The following is a 15,310-nucleotide window of genomic DNA, read 5'->3' on the forward strand; positions in this document are numbered from 1 at the left end:
GCGAATAGGGAACCACCTGACAACGACCGGGGCTCCCCGGGGGCTCGGAAGCGACCGCTGTGTTAAATTTTAATAGTTTTTAGGTCTACTTATGCCATCGAATGACTTGACGAAACAGATTGTCTCCTATACTCTTTCGTAAACCCGGAGCGTTGATAGCGAATGTGGATAGCTGCGTCTCCATATCCTTCTCTGTTGCGGAGATTCGAACGAACATTCAGCCCGTCTTGACCTGGATCTTTGAACACGGAAGGAGCGGCGCACGTGACAGAACAGAGCATGCACCTGAACGGTTGGGGCATCCCCGGGGATTACAGGCCGAGGCAATTCGCCTCCCTGTGGCAGGATGCGCCCCGGGATTGGAGAGAGCAGCTCGGCGCAACGTTGGACCGCAGTTCCGGCAACAGCCAGTTGTCCGTTTTCTTCCGCGCCGACGACATCGGAGCGGGCGGTCGCGCATTCGAAGCGCTCTGCGGATTGTTTCGGCATCATGAGGTACCCCTTGCAATGGCCGTGGTGCCTGCCTGGCTGAGTGATATCCGCAGAAAGCAACTGTTCCGGTCCGCGCCTCTGGATGAGCCCTTCTGGGCCTGGCATCAACACGGGTGGCGGCACGTCAACTGGCAGCGGAGCGGCAAGAAATCCGAATTCGGGGAACAGCGGCCGATCGAAAAACAGATGAAAGATATATCCCAGGGGAACCAGAAGATGGAAGATCTTTTCGGGAAACATCTCCTCAAGGTGTTCACGCCCCCCTGGAACAGGTTGTCCGCCTCTACGCTGAAGATCCTGCAGGAACTGGGCTTCAGCGGCGTTTCCCTGGCCGGCCCCTTTCCGAGAGGCGTCAAGCCTTCCGTCCTCCTGCCGAACCTGAGGATTCAGATCGACTTGCACACGAGAAAGGCCAAGGATGGTGCTGCGGACTTTCAAGGGTTGATGGATGAGTTTGCGACTCTGTCCGTGAAAAAAGAACCCGTCGGCATCATGATCCATCATCACCGCATGACCCGATTCGCCTTCGAATTCCTCGACGAATTGCTCCGCCTGCTCAAGCATCACACCGGCACGCGTCTGCTGAGTTTCAGGGAGATCCTGGAAAGGAACGATGCGGAGTAGGCCCACACTGGTCTACGCGGATGCGGAAGGCCATATTTTTGACTGGCCCGGCATGGAAATGGCGGGACGAAGCGGTCACGAGTTCCGGCGTATCCAGGCGGGCGACTGGATTCCCCTTCCCCCGGGCAGCGAGTTGTTTCTCCTCCCCCAACGGCTGCCGGTGGGACACGACCCCCACACCAAACGCTTTGAAATCCTCTCCCGCGATCCTCGTCGCCCTTCCCGGCGGGTGCAGGCCGTTGCGGCATTCATGGCCCCCGCTCACACCGCCGTATACTCCGCCGCCTATCATGCCGAGCGGGATGCTCCGCTGTTGCCGCTTTTCGCCTACACCGCGGTCGGGTGGCACAAGGACGGCTTCGTCGCGGCAGGCATTCGCGTCGACCAGGACGAACGCCAGGATTTGAAAAATTTCGATCGCGCGCGCATCGAGCGGAACGCCAGGCGGCGCATGGGCCGTGAGCGCGACAACCGTCTCATCCAGCACCTGGGAAAATGCGCCCTGACCTACGGTTGTCCCGCCGCCAGGAACCTGTTCATGGAGCGATGGGAAGCGCCTCTGCCCACCTCCCCCGTCTGCAATGCCCGATGCCTCGGCTGTATCAGCCTGCAGGACCGAAAGGACCTGCGCGCCACCCAGGACCGCATCACCTTCGTGCCGACGCCCGAGGAAATCTGCGGCGTCGCGGTGCCCCATCTGGAGCAGGCACCGCGACCCGTCGTCAGCTTCGGCCAAGGTTGCGAGGGAGAACCGCTGCTTCAGGCCGACACGCTCGCCGAGGCCATCCGGATGATGAGAGCGGCCACGCCCCGAGGGACCATAAACCTCAACACCAACGGCAGCCTGCCGCACATGATCCCGGAGCTGTGCGCGGCAGGCCTGGACAGCATCCGGATCAGCTTGAACAGCGCCCGACCCGCCTACTACCACGCTTACTTCAATCCTCAAGGGTATCGCTTCGACGACGTCAGGCAATCCATCCTGGCTGCAAAATCCGCGGGGCGATTCGTCTCGATCAACTACTTCATTCTTCCCGGTTTCAGCGACCAGCCCGATGAACTGGACGCGCTGTGCCGATTGATCGAAGAAACCCGGATCGACCTCATCCAGATGCGCAACCTGAACATCGACCCCGAGTGGTACCTGAGTCGTATCGGAGCGCCGGCCGGAGGTCGCGCAATCGGAATCCGGCAGCTGATGCAGCGCCTCGGACAACGTTTTCCACGCCTGCGGTTCGGATATTTCAATCCCAGCCTCGATCCAACATCAAACGTCGGCGGGAACATCCTCCGGGCCAGGCCCTCCCGCACTCCTGAATGACCCGGCAGCCTCGCGTGCCAATGCGACTCCTGCAGGAACGTCGCGTGGGCCGCACTCACCCTCCCCTTGTGTGTTGGCTATGACGGCAGGGGCAAGGGTATTGGGACCGTGGGCTGCGCTACCGCGCATCCCACCCTACGCGACTCAAGAGTTGACAAAGAACACAGTCGCTGCAAATCCCCAGGTCCGGGTGACGGCGTCGTGCGCAGCCGCTCCGCGTTGGTACAGGACTCCTGCCGAACAAGGCTCGCAAACCTGCATCCCAACCCGACAACCTCAGGATGCTCATCCGCGCGGGCGCACGGCCCGACCGGCGTTGCGCCCAACCCGCTCGATATCCGGGACCTGTCCGAAAGCCGATTTCGTGCCGTAAACGAACGGTAGACGTTGCAAGGATTCTAATCCAGCAATATTGAATAATTATGAACCATAAAAGAAATAATCCTGTTAGAGTGCAATTTCATTACTCATTCCAAGCACATCAACAATGGAATAAAAGTTTCTTTCACAACAGAGGTTGAGTTTTCAAAAACCAATGCTTATTCATGAGACGTCCGCACGCGTTCCATTCCCGCGGGGGAACCACGAAGTTGTCCGGCACGTCTTTTCAGCACACACAGCCGGATGTGCCTTTAAACCCTTACCAGGCAGGATCATCGCCAACATCACCTCAACGACAAGGAGGGAATATGTCACTCACGCTACCCGATCTGCCCTACGCCAAGAATGCGCTCGAACCTCATATCAGCGCCCGCACTCTGGAATTCCATCACGGCAAGCATCACAAAGCCTACGTCGACATGGGGAACAAGCTGACCGCGGGCACGGAATTCGAGAACGCGGATCCCGAGGCGGTCCTGAAGAAGATTGTGGGGGATGCTTCCAAGGCCGGGATGTTCAACAACGTGGCTCAGGCCTGGAACCATGCGTTCTACTGGAAGTGCATGAAACCGAATGGAGGCGGCGCGCCGACCGGTGCCGTCGCGCAGAAAATCAACGCCGATTTCGGCAGCTTCGAAAAATTCGCGGAAGAATTCAAGAACGCGGGAATGACCCAATTCGGCAGCGGCTGGGCGTGGCTGGTCCTCAAGAACGGCAAGCTCGAAGTGACCAAGACCCCCAACGCCGATACTCCCGTTGCTCATGGGGTCAAGCCACTGCTGGTGGTCGATGTCTGGGAGCATGCCTATTATCTGGACTACCAGAACCTGAGGGCGAACTACCTGGCCACCTTCGTTGAGAAACTGATCAACTGGGATTTCGTCAATTCCAACCTCGGCTGATGCAGGCCCAAAGTCTTCTCCGACTGCGGCGAACCCGATCGCAGACCGCATTCGAACCCGTTTCCTCCGTAACCCGGGGGAAACGGGTTCGCTTCATTTCCGCCTCGATTAAAACCAGCTTGCCAATCAGCCCTTCAACGATATAAGCATTGGACGAAGTCGTTCGTTTTTCGCCCGTGCAATGCAACCTGGCATGAGGAGCGCGAGAAGCAAAATGGAGCGTATGCGGAAGGTCTGGAAGACGGCGCTTCCGGTCGTCATCAGTCTTGCGATTCTCGCAAGCGGGCCGGCGGCGGCAAGGATGGAAATCCGGGATGGACGGAAAGCCTTCTTCAAATCGGACTACGAGGAGGCCCTTTCGAAGTTTCGGGAGGCATTCGACGACGCGTCGCGGTCGGGAAACAAGCTGAAGATGGGCAGGGCGCTGGCGAACATGGCGATGGTGTATCGCAGCATCGGCCAGAACAAGAAAGCCCTGGAACTGCTCGACAGGGCACTGGGAATCGCCCGGGATATCAAGTCGAAGGAACTGGAGGGCATGGCCCTCGCAAACATGGGTGGGGCGACCGCAAATCTCGGAGATTACGAAAAGGCTCTGGAGTACGACTTAAGGGCGTTGGCCCTTAGAAGGGCCACAAACAACAGGAGGGGCGAGGCGGCCGACCTCACACACATTGGAGCCATCTACCGCTCCCTCGGACAGTACGAAAAAGCCATCGACCACGACAGGCAATCCCTGGCCGTTTCCAGCACGGTCAACGACCGATTCCGGCAGGCGATGGCCTTGTCCAACCTGGCCAGAGACTACACCGGGCTCAAACAATACGACACGGCCTTGCAGTTTCACGAACAATCCCTCGCGGTCCGGAAGGACACTTCGGATCTGCGAGGCCAAAGCGACGACCTGATGGGCATGGGTTTGATCTATCTGCGTCTGCGCCAGTACGACAAGGCCCTCGATTACAGCAGGCAGGCGCTGGCCCTTGCGAGGCGTATCAGCTACCCGTTGGGGCAATGCGGCGCCCTGAACCGGATCGGGCATACACTGTGCCGGCTCGGCCGTTTTGAAGAAGCGCGACAGCCCTTTACGGAGTCGAGGGCGATCAGTGAGAAAGCGGGCCTGCCGGAGCCTCTGTGGAATTCACAACGGGGCCTTGGCCTGGTAGCCGACAGACAGCACAGGGCCGACGATGCGGTGTCGTTTTACTTCCAGGCGATCGACACCATCGAGTCCATGAGGTCCCGGATCCGCGGCGGTGAAGCCCAAATTACCTTCATGCAGGAGAAGTTTGGAGTCTACAACGAATTGATGGCACTCCTGTGGAGAATGCACGTCAATTCCCCGCATTCGGGCTACGATCGAAGAGCGTTTGAGGTTTTCGAACGCAAGCAGGGAAGGGTCCTGCTCGATCAGATCGGCAAGAGCGCGGTTCGCAGCTTTTCGGGACTCCCGGAAAGCATCGGTGCAAGGCTGATCGAGCTCGAAGGGCAACTGGACAGCCTCAAGTCCACATTCGGGGATGAGCCCGAGAATCAGACTCCGGACCGGACAGCCTTGGTGGACGAGCAGATACGCAGGACCAGGCAGGAACTGGAGGCGCTGGAGGCTACGGTCAAAAGGGAGTATCCGAGGCACTACGACTTGATGCACCCGAGGCCGGCCACTCTCGACGAGATACAAAAGCAGGTCCTGAAGCCCGACGAGGTCATCCTCGCCTATGAAATGCTGGAAAAGGGGACCCTCCTTTGGATCATCGCCACGAATCGGTTTCAGCTCGTCAGGGTGGACGCGGGCGAGCAGGCGATCAACTGGAAGGTCGCCGAAATCAGGAATGCCCTTCATTCGGTCCTGGAAGAAGCAGGAAGCGGGAAATCGGGATCGCTCTCCGAGTCCGCCGTCGGCAGTTCGGCAGACGAGCTCCGGCGACGGGCGGGCGAGCTTCACGATTTGCTCATTCCTGCCAAGGCCCGAGAATTGATATCGAGCGCAAAAGTCCTTCTGGTCGTTCCCACGGGCAGTCTCTACACCATCCCGTTCGAGATGCTGGTGCGACCGGCGGCGACGAAAACAAGTCGAAAAACCCAATATTTGATCGAAAATCAGGCGATTCTCTACCTTTCATCCGCTTCGCTGCTCAAGACGCTTAGGGAGGCGGCGGCAATCAGGAAGGCGGGGGCGGACTATCCGTTGCTCGTCTTCGCCAATCCATCCTATCCAACAGCCCCGATCCCGCACGGGATGACCGTGCCGCTGTCGAAACGGACCGATGCCGGCGAATCCGCTTCAGCCGGCAGCGGCTTCATGGAATTGAGGACCGCCGGTTACACCGAAATGATGAAAGGGATTTTCCAGGAATTGCCCGATACGGAAGATGAGGCCAGGGAGATCAAGTCCATTTTCGGCGCTCCGGATTCGAGCAATCCCGTACTGTCGCGGCAGGCCGCGTCCCGGAGCAATCTTCTTGACCTCGATGCGAACCGGAAGCTCGCCGAATACCGGTATGTGGTGTTTTGTTGTCACGGCATCCTGCCCGAGGAAATCGACGAAGTGCAACAGCCCGCCCTCGTTCTGTCCCACCCGGACCCCGTGACGAGACGGGAAGGATTCGTCACCATGGCTGACGTTTTTTCGTTGCACCTGAACGCGGAACTCGTAACCCTGTCCGCCTGCAACACGGGGAGCGGCAAGGTTCTCAAGGGCGAAGGGATGATCGGTCTGACGCGATCCTTCATGTATGCGGGAACCCCCGCCGTTGCCGTCACGCTGTGGTCCGTTGAATCGAATTCGGTGAGGCTTTTGAACGTCGGGCTCCACCGGGGTCTGCAATCGGGCAAGCGGCCCGCGGAGGCCCTGCGCGACGCCAAGCTGCGTATGATTCGAGGAGACCACGGCGCTATCTACCAACATCCCTTTTTCTGGGCTCCACTGGTGCTCTTCGGGGATGGCCGCTAGCCCGGAACGCTTCCCCGCCGAGCCGGACGAGGAGACCCGCGCCGCCCGCGAGGCATGAAAACAGACTCACCCGGGAATCTATTTTCTAGGTAAACAGACTCACCCGGGAATCTATTTTCTAGGTAACTTCATATCAGGAGGGATAGACGTTGCCGGTTTCCAGGATGCACCAGCCGTTGCGCGTCTTCCCCAGGAGCAGGTTGACCTGCCAGCCGACCCGGCAATGGTCCGTGATCTCCTTGGGAACCCTCACTTCGACGAGACCGGAACTGCCCGCTCCCGAAAGGAGCAGGACTCCGGCGCTGACCTTTTCGATGGTGAAGTAGTCGTCGAGCTCGGAGGTCCAGTAACGGGGCGCGTGGTGCTGTGCATACTCATACAGCAGTCGGGCGAGGCGTTCGGCGGCGGGCAACTCCCGCGCGGCTTCGCTGGCGATCCGCGTGGATCGAAGGGCCTGTTCCCTGTCGACGTAACCCCGGTCTTCCAGCCACTTGATCAGCTTCTTGACCACGGTCCCGGTCGCCTGCAACAGCGCCTCCGACGCCATAACCTTGCGAATCATGAAGTAGTTCAGAAAATTGCCCAGTGAAGGAAGGATTTTATCCGGCCCGAAAATGAAACAAAACTCCAGGTTCTTCTGGAAATACAGCTTCTCGTATAAAGCCACTTCCGAGGAGTTGTCCAGGTCATGGTACCCGTAACCGTTCAGGCAGTGCCGGAGCAGGTCGATGACTTCCTCGTAGCGATGATAAGTCCTCGTCCGGAGGCGCCGCTGCTGATCCTTGAGGAACTCCGTCAACACATCCTCGACGCTGGGATCGGCCACGGTGGGAAATACGATTACTTTCCTGGTGTTTTTCATCATTCTCGCCCGCCAGATTGAGTAGGTTCCGCCTGTCGCCTTATATCCGGCTTCCACATTGAGGGCAATACCGAAAGTCAGCTTCCACGGGATAGCCGCAGCGGGAGCATCCGTCCCGGCGTCTGCGCTCGGCAGCTACTCCCGGGGGCTGATCCGGGGAGGATGCAGCTCCACATCGGTCGCAAACGACCATGGGTTCACCTCTCTTGACCGGGATCAGAGGAATGAAAAACAGGCTTAGGTAGTGGTCGACACGTTTCAGTCGGGCCTGCGCAAGCCCGCACGCCGTACATAGCCTCGGCGTCTGGTCAAGGGTTATGGTCTTGGGTTGAACCCCGCCAATAAAAAAAAACATTCGAAAATCTCCGAGATGGCCATGCCGCGGCACAATCAGCGGTATTCGGCATTTTTATAGCACACATCGGAAGCAATATCCATCAAGCATTGCGGGGATACCGGGCAAAGCCTCGCCAAAACTCTTTGCCGGGTCGGCGATCGCACCGCATCCCGCGTCCGCGGGAGGAGTCGTCAGCACAGATAATCATTTGTTTTCACACTTACTTTCGGATATCACCACGTCGTTTAAAGGCTGTTTTCCGTTTCAAAGATCGCCCCCATGCCGAGCCCGAAAGAACCCCGCCTTTGTTAATGGTATCGGTTCCTCGGCATGTATTCGTTAGGCCTCACCGAAATCCGTGGGCTCGGCCGCTGCGTCAGAGAGCAGCCTTGAGTGCGCCCACAGCCTCCCCGACCTTCGATGCCACGGCCGAGTCGTTTTGGTGCGCCTCGATGATGCGCTCAAACGCAGTGCCCACCACGACGCCATCGGCCAGCGGACTCACGGCCCGAGCATGCTCGGGCAACGAAATGCCGAACCCGACGCACACCGGAATGCCGTCGCACCTGGAACGGAGCTCGCTCGTCAGAAAAGAGAGCTCCGTCAGGTCCGGCTCACCGCCTCCGGTCACGCCGGTCATGGAAACCAGGTAGATGAAGCCTGAGGCGCTTTGCGCGATGGCGCTCATCCGGTCCGGCGGAGTGGTGGGAGCGACCAACCGGATCAAGGCCAGGTCGCGATCGGGCCATTGGCGGGTGAGCTCGTCCGATTCCTCAGGCGGCAGGTCGACAATGAGCACTCCATCGGCTCCGCTGTCGAGGGCGTCACGGTAAAATTTGGCGCCTCCATAGGCCAGGATGGGGTTGTAGTAACTGAAGGCCACGATGGGAACGTCGCAGGTTCCGCGCAGTTCCCGAATCATCTCAAAGGCTTTTGACAGGTTCATCCCGGCCTTCAGTGCCCGCGTCGAAGATCTCTGGATGACCGGGCCGTCGGCGGTGGGATCGGAAAAGGGAATCCCGAGCTCCAGGATGTCCACGCCCGACCTGCACATGGTTCGGATGATTTCCAGAGACCGCCCGGGGTCCGGATCACCGGCGGTCACGAAGCCCACCAGGGCCTTTTCGTTTCGTTTTCGCAACTGTTCGAATTTCTCGTCTATCCTGTTCATCGCACGACCTCTCAAAATGCGTTCAATGATCCATTCGCAATGTCAGCCCGGCAGGCTCCTCAAACCCGAGTGTTTTCCCGGATTCCCGGCTGCACGGGAATGACGGCAATGATGTTCATGCTGCGTTGCGGGCCTGCGGCTCACAACCATTCCGGAAGCTGAAGGAAGATGTTCCCCCGGCTCCGGCGACAAGCTCCCGGGCGCGGAAGGCGGCGTCAGGCTCTTGCCTGTTGCACGATGCCCAGGTCCTTGTCGCCGCGACCCGAGAGATTGACGACGATCAACCGGGTGCGGGGCTGGCCGGATGCTTCCACCATGGCTCTGGCCAATGCGTGGGAACTTTCCAGGGCCGGAATGATCCCCTCCAGGGCGCACAGTTCGTGGAAGGCATGCAGGGCTCCGGCATCGTCCACAGCCTCGTAACGCGCGCGCCCCATTTCCTTGAGGAGGGAATGTTCGGGGCCCACACCGGGGTAATCGAGCCCTGCCGAAATGGAATGCGCCTCCATGATCTGGCCGGCTTCATCCTGGAGGACGAATGACTTGGAGCCATGGAGGACCCCCACCGAACCCGCCCCAAGGGTTGCCGCGTGCTTGCCGGTGGCGATGCCGTAGCCCGCGGCCTCCACGCCGACCATCTCGACCCCGGGATCGTCGATGAACGGATAGAACAAGCCCATCGCATTGCTGCCTCCCCCCACGCAGGCAACCAGCATGTCGGGAAGGCGTCCTTCGGCTTCGAGCATCTGCTCTTTCGTCTCGTCGCCAATCACCCGCTGGAAATCCCGAACCATCATCGGGTAGGGGTGCGGTCCCGCAACGGAGCCGATGACGTAGAACGTGTCCCGCACCGCGGAAACCCAGTAGCGCATCGCCTCGCTCATGGCATCCTTGAGGGTCCCCGTCCCCGATTCCACGGGCACCACTTCCGCTCCGAGCAGTTCCATGCGCTGCACGTTGGCAGACTGCCGGCGCACGTCCTCGGTCCCCATGAAGATTCGGCATTCCATCCCGAAGAGGGCCGCGACCGTCGCCGTGGCCACCCCATGTTGTCCCGCGCCGGTTTCGGCGATGACCTTGCGTTTGCCCATCCACCTGGCCAGGAGCGCCTGCCCGAGTGTGTTGTTGATCTTGTGGGCGCCGGTGTGGGCCAGGTCTTCGCGTTTCAGATAGATCGCGGCCCCTCCGATCTTCTCGGTGAGGCGGGCGGCCGGAAAGAGCGGCGTGGGACGGCCGGCGTAGTGCTTCAGAAGCCGCCGCAATTCCTCCTGGAAACCCGGAAGCGCGGAAATCCTCGCGTAAGCCTTTTCCAGTTCGATGATGGCCGGCATCAGCGTTTCCCCCACATAGCGCCCCCCAAAGGGTCCGAAGTGGCCATGACTATCGGGCATGCTTGCATGAATGGGCTGCCGCAAGGCAACAGGGGCTGCCCGCTGGTTCGTCTTCATCCGAAAATCCTCCTGTATGTTTTGCCGCCGCGGTTCCGTGAAACCGCGTCCATGAAGGCCTTCACTCTTGACAAGTCTTTGCGTCCCGGCGCAGCCTCGACACCCGAGCTGACATCCACGGCGTCCGGGTGAACTTCTTCAACCGCGTATCCGACGTTTTCCGGCGTGAGCCCGCCTGCCAGAACAAAAGGAAGCTCCCGGGGAAGCTTCGCGGCGCTCCAGTTCCATACCGTTCCGTTCCCGCCCGGAAGCGGCCCCCCCGCCCCTTCCACGAGGCAGGCGGCAGCCCCGTAGTCGGCGGCGCCGGCAATGAGCGGTTCCCGGTGCGCAAAAACCGACTTGATCACGATCAAACCTTGCCCGGTCAGAGCCTCGACCAACTCGACGGGTTCGCTGCCGTGCAGTTGCACCGCACCCAGTCCGCAGAGCTCCACCTTTTTCATGATCGTGCGGTAGTCTTCGTTCACGAACACACCGACGGCACAAACGCCGCGCGGCAGGCTCGAACCGATGACCCTCGCCTGCTCATCCGACACGTAGCGCGGGCTCTTCGGAAAGAACACCAGTCCTATGGCGCTCACGCCCAAGGCGGCACATCCGAGGGCTTCCTCCACCCTGGTGAGACCGCACACCTTCACTGCCGGCACCGACAGTTCGCGGCCCTTCGCCCGCCGCTCCGCAACGGACGATAATCGGTTCCCTTCGAATCCGTTGCCGGGTGGCTTCATTGAGTCGCTCATTTTTTCCAAATCCTTCATTCTTCGATGGCCGCAGCCACATTTCCCCGGGTCGGGTCAAGCCGCGTAGGCTCCGAACAGATGGGCCAGGACCGCTTCAGGTTCCGGCGCGGTCACCAGGCTTTCCCCGATCAGGAAGTTCCAAATCCCGGCGTCGAGCAGCCGGTCGATCTGCTCGCGGCACCGAATGCCGCTTTCCGACACGGCAACCTGCCCCGGGCGCATTCGGCGGACCAGTTGTATCGAGGTCCGGATGTCCGTTGTAAAAGTGCTCAGGTCCCGGTTGTTCATGCCGATGAGAACCGCCCCGGCCTCCGATGCCGCATCCAGCTCTTCCGCCGAATGAACCTCCACAAGGGCGTCGAGCCCGATCCGGCGGCATAGACGGAGGCATTCTCCGAGCAGTTCCGGTGAAATGGCCCGGACGATCAACAGCACGGCGTCCGCGCCCATCACGGCGGACTCGAAAATCTGGTACCTGGAAACGATGAAGTCTTTCCGCAACACGGGAATCTTCACGGCCGCCCTGGCGCTCCTCAGGTCGCCGGCCTTGCCGTGGAAGAAACCGGCATCGGTCAGAACCGAAACGGCGGCCGCCCCGCAGCTCTCGTAACGTCTTGCGAACTGTGCCGCATCGAGTCCGGGATTCATGACCCCGCGCGAAGGCGAACCACGTTTGACCTCGGCGATGATGTTGATCCCCCGGCGTCCAGGGGTAGCCAGAGCCCGGCACAGGCTTCTCCGCTCCATGGCCGAGGCGGAACGCTCCTCGAGGAACTCCTCCGAAATCGTCCTTTTTCGCTGCTCCACTTCGCGTTTCTTCTCTTCCAGGATGGTGCTCAAGAAATCAGACATGGTCGGCTCCGTCCCCTCAATTCTCGTTGGTGTAACGGACCAGGGCTTCCAGCTTTTCGATGGCTTTCCCGCCATCGATCGACTCCTCGGCATTGCGCACGGCCGATGGAAAGCCCTCGGCCGCCCCGGCCGCAATGAGCGCTGCAGCGGCATTCAGCACCACGACGTCGCGCCGCGGGCCGATGGCGCCGCCGAGAACGTCCCTGGTGATCTTCGCGTTGACGCCCGGGTCCCCACCGGCCAGATCTTCGGGGTCGGCCTTTCGGCCCAGGAGCAACTCCGGCTGCAGGTCGTAGGTCCTTACCAGCCCTCCATCCAGTTCCGAAACCCGAGTGGGGGCGCATACCGAGATTTCGTCAAGCCCGTCCTGTCCGTGGACGACGAACGCTCGCCTGGCCCCGAGCAAACGGAGCGCCTGAGCGAACATTTCCGTCAACTGGGGTGCATAAACGCCGAGCACCTGGCAATTGGCCCCTGCCGGATTGGTAAGCGGTCCCAGCATGTTGAAGATGGACCGCACGCCGACCTCCTTCCTGGCCCTGGCCGCATGGCGCATGGCGCCGTGAAACAGGGGCGCGAAAAGAAAGCCTATCCCGATGCGGCCGATGGCCTCTTCGACCACCTCCGCGGGGGCATCCAGTCTCATCCCCAGGGCCTCCAGCAGGTCGGCGCTGCCGCATTGGCTCGATACCGAACGATTGCCGTGCTTGGCGACCGTCACGCCGCAACCGGCAACCACGAACGCGGCGGTCGTCGAGATATTGAAGGTCCCTTTGCGGTCGCCGCCCGTCCCGCAGGTATCCACGATCACGGGGGAGGTGACCTGGATTCGGGCGGCCTTGCGTCGCATGGTGCGGGCCGCTCCCGCCAGTTCCTCGAACGTCTCGCCCTTGGTGGCCAGCGCCCCCATGAATGCACCGATCTGGGCGTCCGTGGCTTCGCCGGACATGATTTCACTCATCACGGCGGACATTTCCGTTTCCGAGAGGTCCTCTCTCTGAATGATTTTCTTGATGCCGTCCTGAATCATTGCCGCTTTCCTCCGCTACCGTTCAAGCCTTTGAGAAAATTACGCAGCAGCCGCTTCCCCGCCGGAGTCATGATGGATTCCGGGTGGAACTGAATCCCCTCCGTCGCGTGTTCCCGATGGCGGATGCCCATGATTTCACCGTCTTCGGATTCCGCCGTGACTTCCAGGCAGGAGGGAAAACCTTCCCTGGAAATCGCCAGAGAGTGATACCGCATCGCCTGGAAGGGACTGTCGACTCCTTCATAGATGGTCCTGCCGTCGGAATTGACGGTGGAGACCTTGCCGTGCATCAACCGGGCGGCACGAACCACCCGGGCTCCGAAGGCCGCCCCGATGGCCTGATGGCCGAGACATACGCCGAGGATTGGAATTCGTCCCGAGTAGGTCCGAATCAGATCGATGGAGATGCCGGCGTTTTCGGGACGACACGGCCCGGGGGAAATGACTATGGCGTCGGGATTCCAGGACCCGATCTCCTCCACCGACGCCGCATCGTTTCTGACCACCCTCACTTCCGCGCCCAGCATTCTGATGTACTGGACCAGGTTGTAAGTGAACGAATCGTAGTTATCGATGACCGCTATCATGGCTTTCTCCTCGTTTAAGCCTGGAAACATCGGGAATCGTTTTCCCCCGTGTCCGCGGATTGCACGGATTCCACCGAAGACGTCACACAGGGCCGGTCCGCCGCTTCCCCGCCAGGAGTGTCGACCTCATTGCCCTCGGTTCCGGTGAGCTGAAGCGCGCGCTGAATGGACATCGCCTTGCTGATCGTCTCCAGCCGCTCCTTTTCCGGATCCGAATCCGCGACGATACCAGCTCCGGCCCTCACCGTCAGGCATCCGTCCTGAATGCACGCGGTCCGAATCGTTATGGCGAGATCCATGTTGCCGGTGAAAGAAACGTATCCGACCGCACCGCCATAAGGCCCGCGCGGTTCCTGCTCAAGTTCTGCGATGATCTCCATGGCGCGGACTTTGGGCGCGCCGGTCAGGGTCCCGGCCGGAAAGGAGGCCTTCAATAGATCCCACGCGTCCAGACCGGTCAGAAGATCGCAGGAAATGTTGGATACGAGGTGCATGACGTGGGAATATCGTTCCACCACCATAAGGTCCGTGACCTGCACGGTCCCGGTTTCCGCCACGCGGCCCAGATCGTTGCGGCCGAGATCCACGAGCATCAGGTGCTCGGCCCTTTCCTTGGGGTCCTGGAGGAGCTCGTCGGCCATGCGGCGATCTTGCTGTTCGGAGCCTCCGCGCGGCCGCGTGCCGGCGATGGGCCGAAGCGTTGCCACGCCGTTTTCGAGCCTCACCATGGTTTCCGGGGACGAGCCCACCAGCACGGTTTCGTCCAGGTGCATGAAATACATGTACGGGGAGGGATTGACGTAGCGTTGGGCCCGGTAGAGCATCCAGGGATCGACGGAGGCGTCGCACCTGAACTGCTGAGAAAGCACCGCCTGGATGACGTCTCCGGCCGCAATGTATTCGCGAATCGTCGATACCTGCGACCGGAAGGATTCGGGATCGGTCAGGGGCTCCAGCCGTGGAACCGCCGTGGATGGAGCCGGAGAGGGAATCAGGGGCCGGTTCAACAACCGCCTCATCGCGCTCACGGACGCCCGGGCCTCCTCGTACACCTCGCCCGCGGACCGCCCGTCATCGATGAAACCGTAGGCCACCAGCGTCAGAGTGTGCCTGACGTTGTCGAAGATGAACAGGCGGCTGGGAATTACGAAACACGCGAGGGGCTGATCATCCGCGCACCGGTTGGGGATCGCCTCGAAGAAAGAGACCGACTCGTAGCTCAAAAAGCCCACCATGCCGCCCCAGAAACGAGGGAGGCCGGGAAGCGCGACCGCCCGGTAGCGCGCCATGATGGAACGCAGGATGGACAGGGGGTCGCCGTCGTGAGGAATGATCTCGACTCTGCCGTTTCTCTCAACGGTCACGGTCTTCTTGTAGACCCGGACGCTGCAGTGAGCGAACAGGCCCAGAAAGCTGTACCGTCCCCAGCGCTCCCCGCCTTCCACACTTTCCAGCAGAAAGATCGGCCCCGTGCCCTGGTAGATCTTCCCCAGTGCGGACAAGGGCGTCTCCGTGTCGGCAAGGATGTCCAGGCAGACCGGCACTACATTGCCCGTTTCCGCCAGTTCCAGGAATTCGTCTCTGCTCGGATATGCTTTCAATTTCATGGT

At 60.5% G+C, this 15,310-nt stretch carries 13 protein-coding genes; 4 read left to right on the forward strand and 9 right to left on the reverse strand.

Going from position 1 to position 15,310, the window contains the following annotated elements; translation table 11 throughout:
- The first annotated feature begins 264 nt into the window (after nucleotides 1-264).
- The 4 genes from SFUM_RS09125 (at nucleotide 265) to SFUM_RS09140 (ending at nucleotide 6,673) form a co-directional block, all read left to right on the forward strand.
- The gene (locus SFUM_RS09125) at nucleotides 265-1,116 is read left to right on the forward strand and encodes a polysaccharide deacetylase family protein (protein ID WP_011698622.1); all 852 of its coding nucleotides are present in this window, start codon (nucleotides 265-267) and stop codon (nucleotides 1,114-1,116) included.
- On the forward strand, nucleotides 1,106-2,437 hold the full coding sequence (locus SFUM_RS09130) for a radical SAM family protein (RefSeq protein ID WP_011698623.1): 1,332 nt from the start codon (nucleotides 1,106-1,108) through the stop codon (nucleotides 2,435-2,437). The genes SFUM_RS09125 and SFUM_RS09130 overlap by 11 nt, the downstream gene beginning before the upstream one ends.
- A gap of 689 nt (nucleotides 2,438-3,126) precedes the next feature.
- A complete protein-coding gene (locus SFUM_RS09135) occupies nucleotides 3,127-3,720 on the forward strand; it encodes a superoxide dismutase (protein ID WP_011698624.1) in 594 nt (197 codons plus the stop codon).
- A 214-nt stretch (nucleotides 3,721-3,934) separates the two neighbouring features.
- Nucleotides 3,935-6,673: a CHAT domain-containing tetratricopeptide repeat protein gene (locus SFUM_RS09140; protein ID WP_167321330.1), complete on the forward strand. Its 2,739-nt coding sequence runs from the start codon at nucleotides 3,935-3,937 to the stop codon at nucleotides 6,671-6,673.
- 133 nt (nucleotides 6,674-6,806) lie between these two features.
- On the opposite strand, the gene SFUM_RS09145 is transcribed toward SFUM_RS09140, so the two are convergent.
- From SFUM_RS09145 to SFUM_RS09180, 9 genes are all read right to left on the reverse strand, one after another.
- Nucleotides 6,807-7,538: a hypothetical protein gene (locus SFUM_RS09145; RefSeq protein ID WP_011698626.1), complete on the reverse strand. Its 732-nt coding sequence runs from the start codon at nucleotides 7,536-7,538 to the stop codon at nucleotides 6,807-6,809.
- A 37-nt stretch (nucleotides 7,539-7,575) separates the two neighbouring features.
- Nucleotides 7,576-7,890, reverse strand: coding sequence for a zinc ribbon domain-containing protein (locus tag SFUM_RS24125; RefSeq protein WP_083764004.1), 315 nt, complete (start codon nucleotides 7,888-7,890; stop codon nucleotides 7,576-7,578).
- Between the two features lie 358 nt (nucleotides 7,891-8,248).
- Nucleotides 8,249-9,043, reverse strand: a complete 795-nt coding sequence (gene trpA, locus SFUM_RS09150) for a tryptophan synthase subunit alpha (RefSeq protein WP_011698627.1) — start codon at nucleotides 9,041-9,043, stop codon at nucleotides 8,249-8,251.
- A 215-nt stretch (nucleotides 9,044-9,258) separates the two neighbouring features.
- Entirely contained in the window at nucleotides 9,259-10,491 is a 1,233-nt protein-coding gene (trpB, locus tag SFUM_RS09155; protein WP_011698628.1) for a tryptophan synthase subunit beta, read from the reverse strand.
- On the reverse strand, nucleotides 10,488-11,231 hold the full coding sequence (locus SFUM_RS09160) for a phosphoribosylanthranilate isomerase (protein ID WP_011698629.1): 744 nt from the start codon (nucleotides 11,229-11,231) through the stop codon (nucleotides 10,488-10,490). Before SFUM_RS09160 ends, trpB begins: the two co-directional genes overlap by 4 nt.
- Before the next feature lie 54 nt (nucleotides 11,232-11,285).
- Nucleotides 11,286-12,083 carry an indole-3-glycerol phosphate synthase TrpC gene (trpC, locus tag SFUM_RS09165; protein ID WP_011698630.1) on the reverse strand — a complete coding sequence of 266 codons (798 nt, stop codon included), beginning with the start codon at nucleotides 12,081-12,083 and terminating at the stop codon, nucleotides 11,286-11,288.
- Between the two features lie 16 nt (nucleotides 12,084-12,099).
- Entirely contained in the window at nucleotides 12,100-13,113 is a 1,014-nt protein-coding gene (gene trpD / locus SFUM_RS09170) for an anthranilate phosphoribosyltransferase (protein WP_011698631.1), read from the reverse strand.
- Complete coding sequence (locus SFUM_RS09175; protein WP_041440213.1) at nucleotides 13,110-13,700, reverse strand: anthranilate synthase component II; 591 nt, start codon at nucleotides 13,698-13,700, stop codon at nucleotides 13,110-13,112. The genes trpD and SFUM_RS09175 overlap by 4 nt, the downstream gene beginning before the upstream one ends.
- A gap of 14 nt (nucleotides 13,701-13,714) precedes the next feature.
- On the reverse strand, nucleotides 13,715-15,307 hold the full coding sequence (locus SFUM_RS09180; RefSeq protein WP_011698633.1) for an anthranilate synthase component I family protein: 1,593 nt from the start codon (nucleotides 15,305-15,307) through the stop codon (nucleotides 13,715-13,717).
- Nucleotides 15,308-15,310: the final 3 nt, after the last annotated feature.

This window comes from Syntrophobacter fumaroxidans MPOB (genome assembly GCF_000014965.1).
Lineage (GTDB): Bacteria > Desulfobacterota > Syntrophobacteria > Syntrophobacterales > Syntrophobacteraceae > Syntrophobacter > Syntrophobacter fumaroxidans.

Bases quoted from the DNA above. Each gene is read 5' to 3' on its own strand.
- SFUM_RS09180 (WP_011698633.1), bottom strand. From the start codon at position 15,307: ATGAAATTGAAAGCATATCCGAGCAGAGACGAATTCCTGGAACTGGCG.
- trpD (WP_011698631.1), bottom strand. From the start codon at position 13,113: ATGATTCAGGACGGCATCAAGAAAATCATTCAGAGAGAGGACCTCTCG.
- SFUM_RS09135 (WP_011698624.1), top strand. From the start codon at position 3,127: ATGTCACTCACGCTACCCGATCTGCCCTACGCCAAGAATGCGCTCGAA.
- SFUM_RS09140 (WP_167321330.1), top strand. From the start codon at position 3,935: ATGGAGCGTATGCGGAAGGTCTGGAAGACGGCGCTTCCGGTCGTCATC.
- SFUM_RS09145 (WP_011698626.1), bottom strand. From the start codon at position 7,538: ATGATGAAAAACACCAGGAAAGTAATCGTATTTCCCACCGTGGCCGAT.
- SFUM_RS09130 (WP_011698623.1), top strand. From the start codon at position 1,106: ATGCGGAGTAGGCCCACACTGGTCTACGCGGATGCGGAAGGCCATATT.
- SFUM_RS09175 (WP_041440213.1), bottom strand. From the start codon at position 13,700: ATGATAGCGGTCATCGATAACTACGATTCGTTCACTTACAACCTGGTC.
- trpB (WP_011698628.1), bottom strand. From the start codon at position 10,491: ATGAAGACGAACCAGCGGGCAGCCCCTGTTGCCTTGCGGCAGCCCATT.
- trpC (WP_011698630.1), bottom strand. From the start codon at position 12,083: ATGTCTGATTTCTTGAGCACCATCCTGGAAGAGAAGAAACGCGAAGTG.
- SFUM_RS09160 (WP_011698629.1), bottom strand. From the start codon at position 11,231: ATGAGCGACTCAATGAAGCCACCCGGCAACGGATTCGAAGGGAACCGA.
- SFUM_RS24125 (WP_083764004.1), bottom strand. From the start codon at position 7,890: ATGTTTTTTTTTATTGGCGGGGTTCAACCCAAGACCATAACCCTTGAC.
- trpA (WP_011698627.1), bottom strand. From the start codon at position 9,043: ATGAACAGGATAGACGAGAAATTCGAACAGTTGCGAAAACGAAACGAA.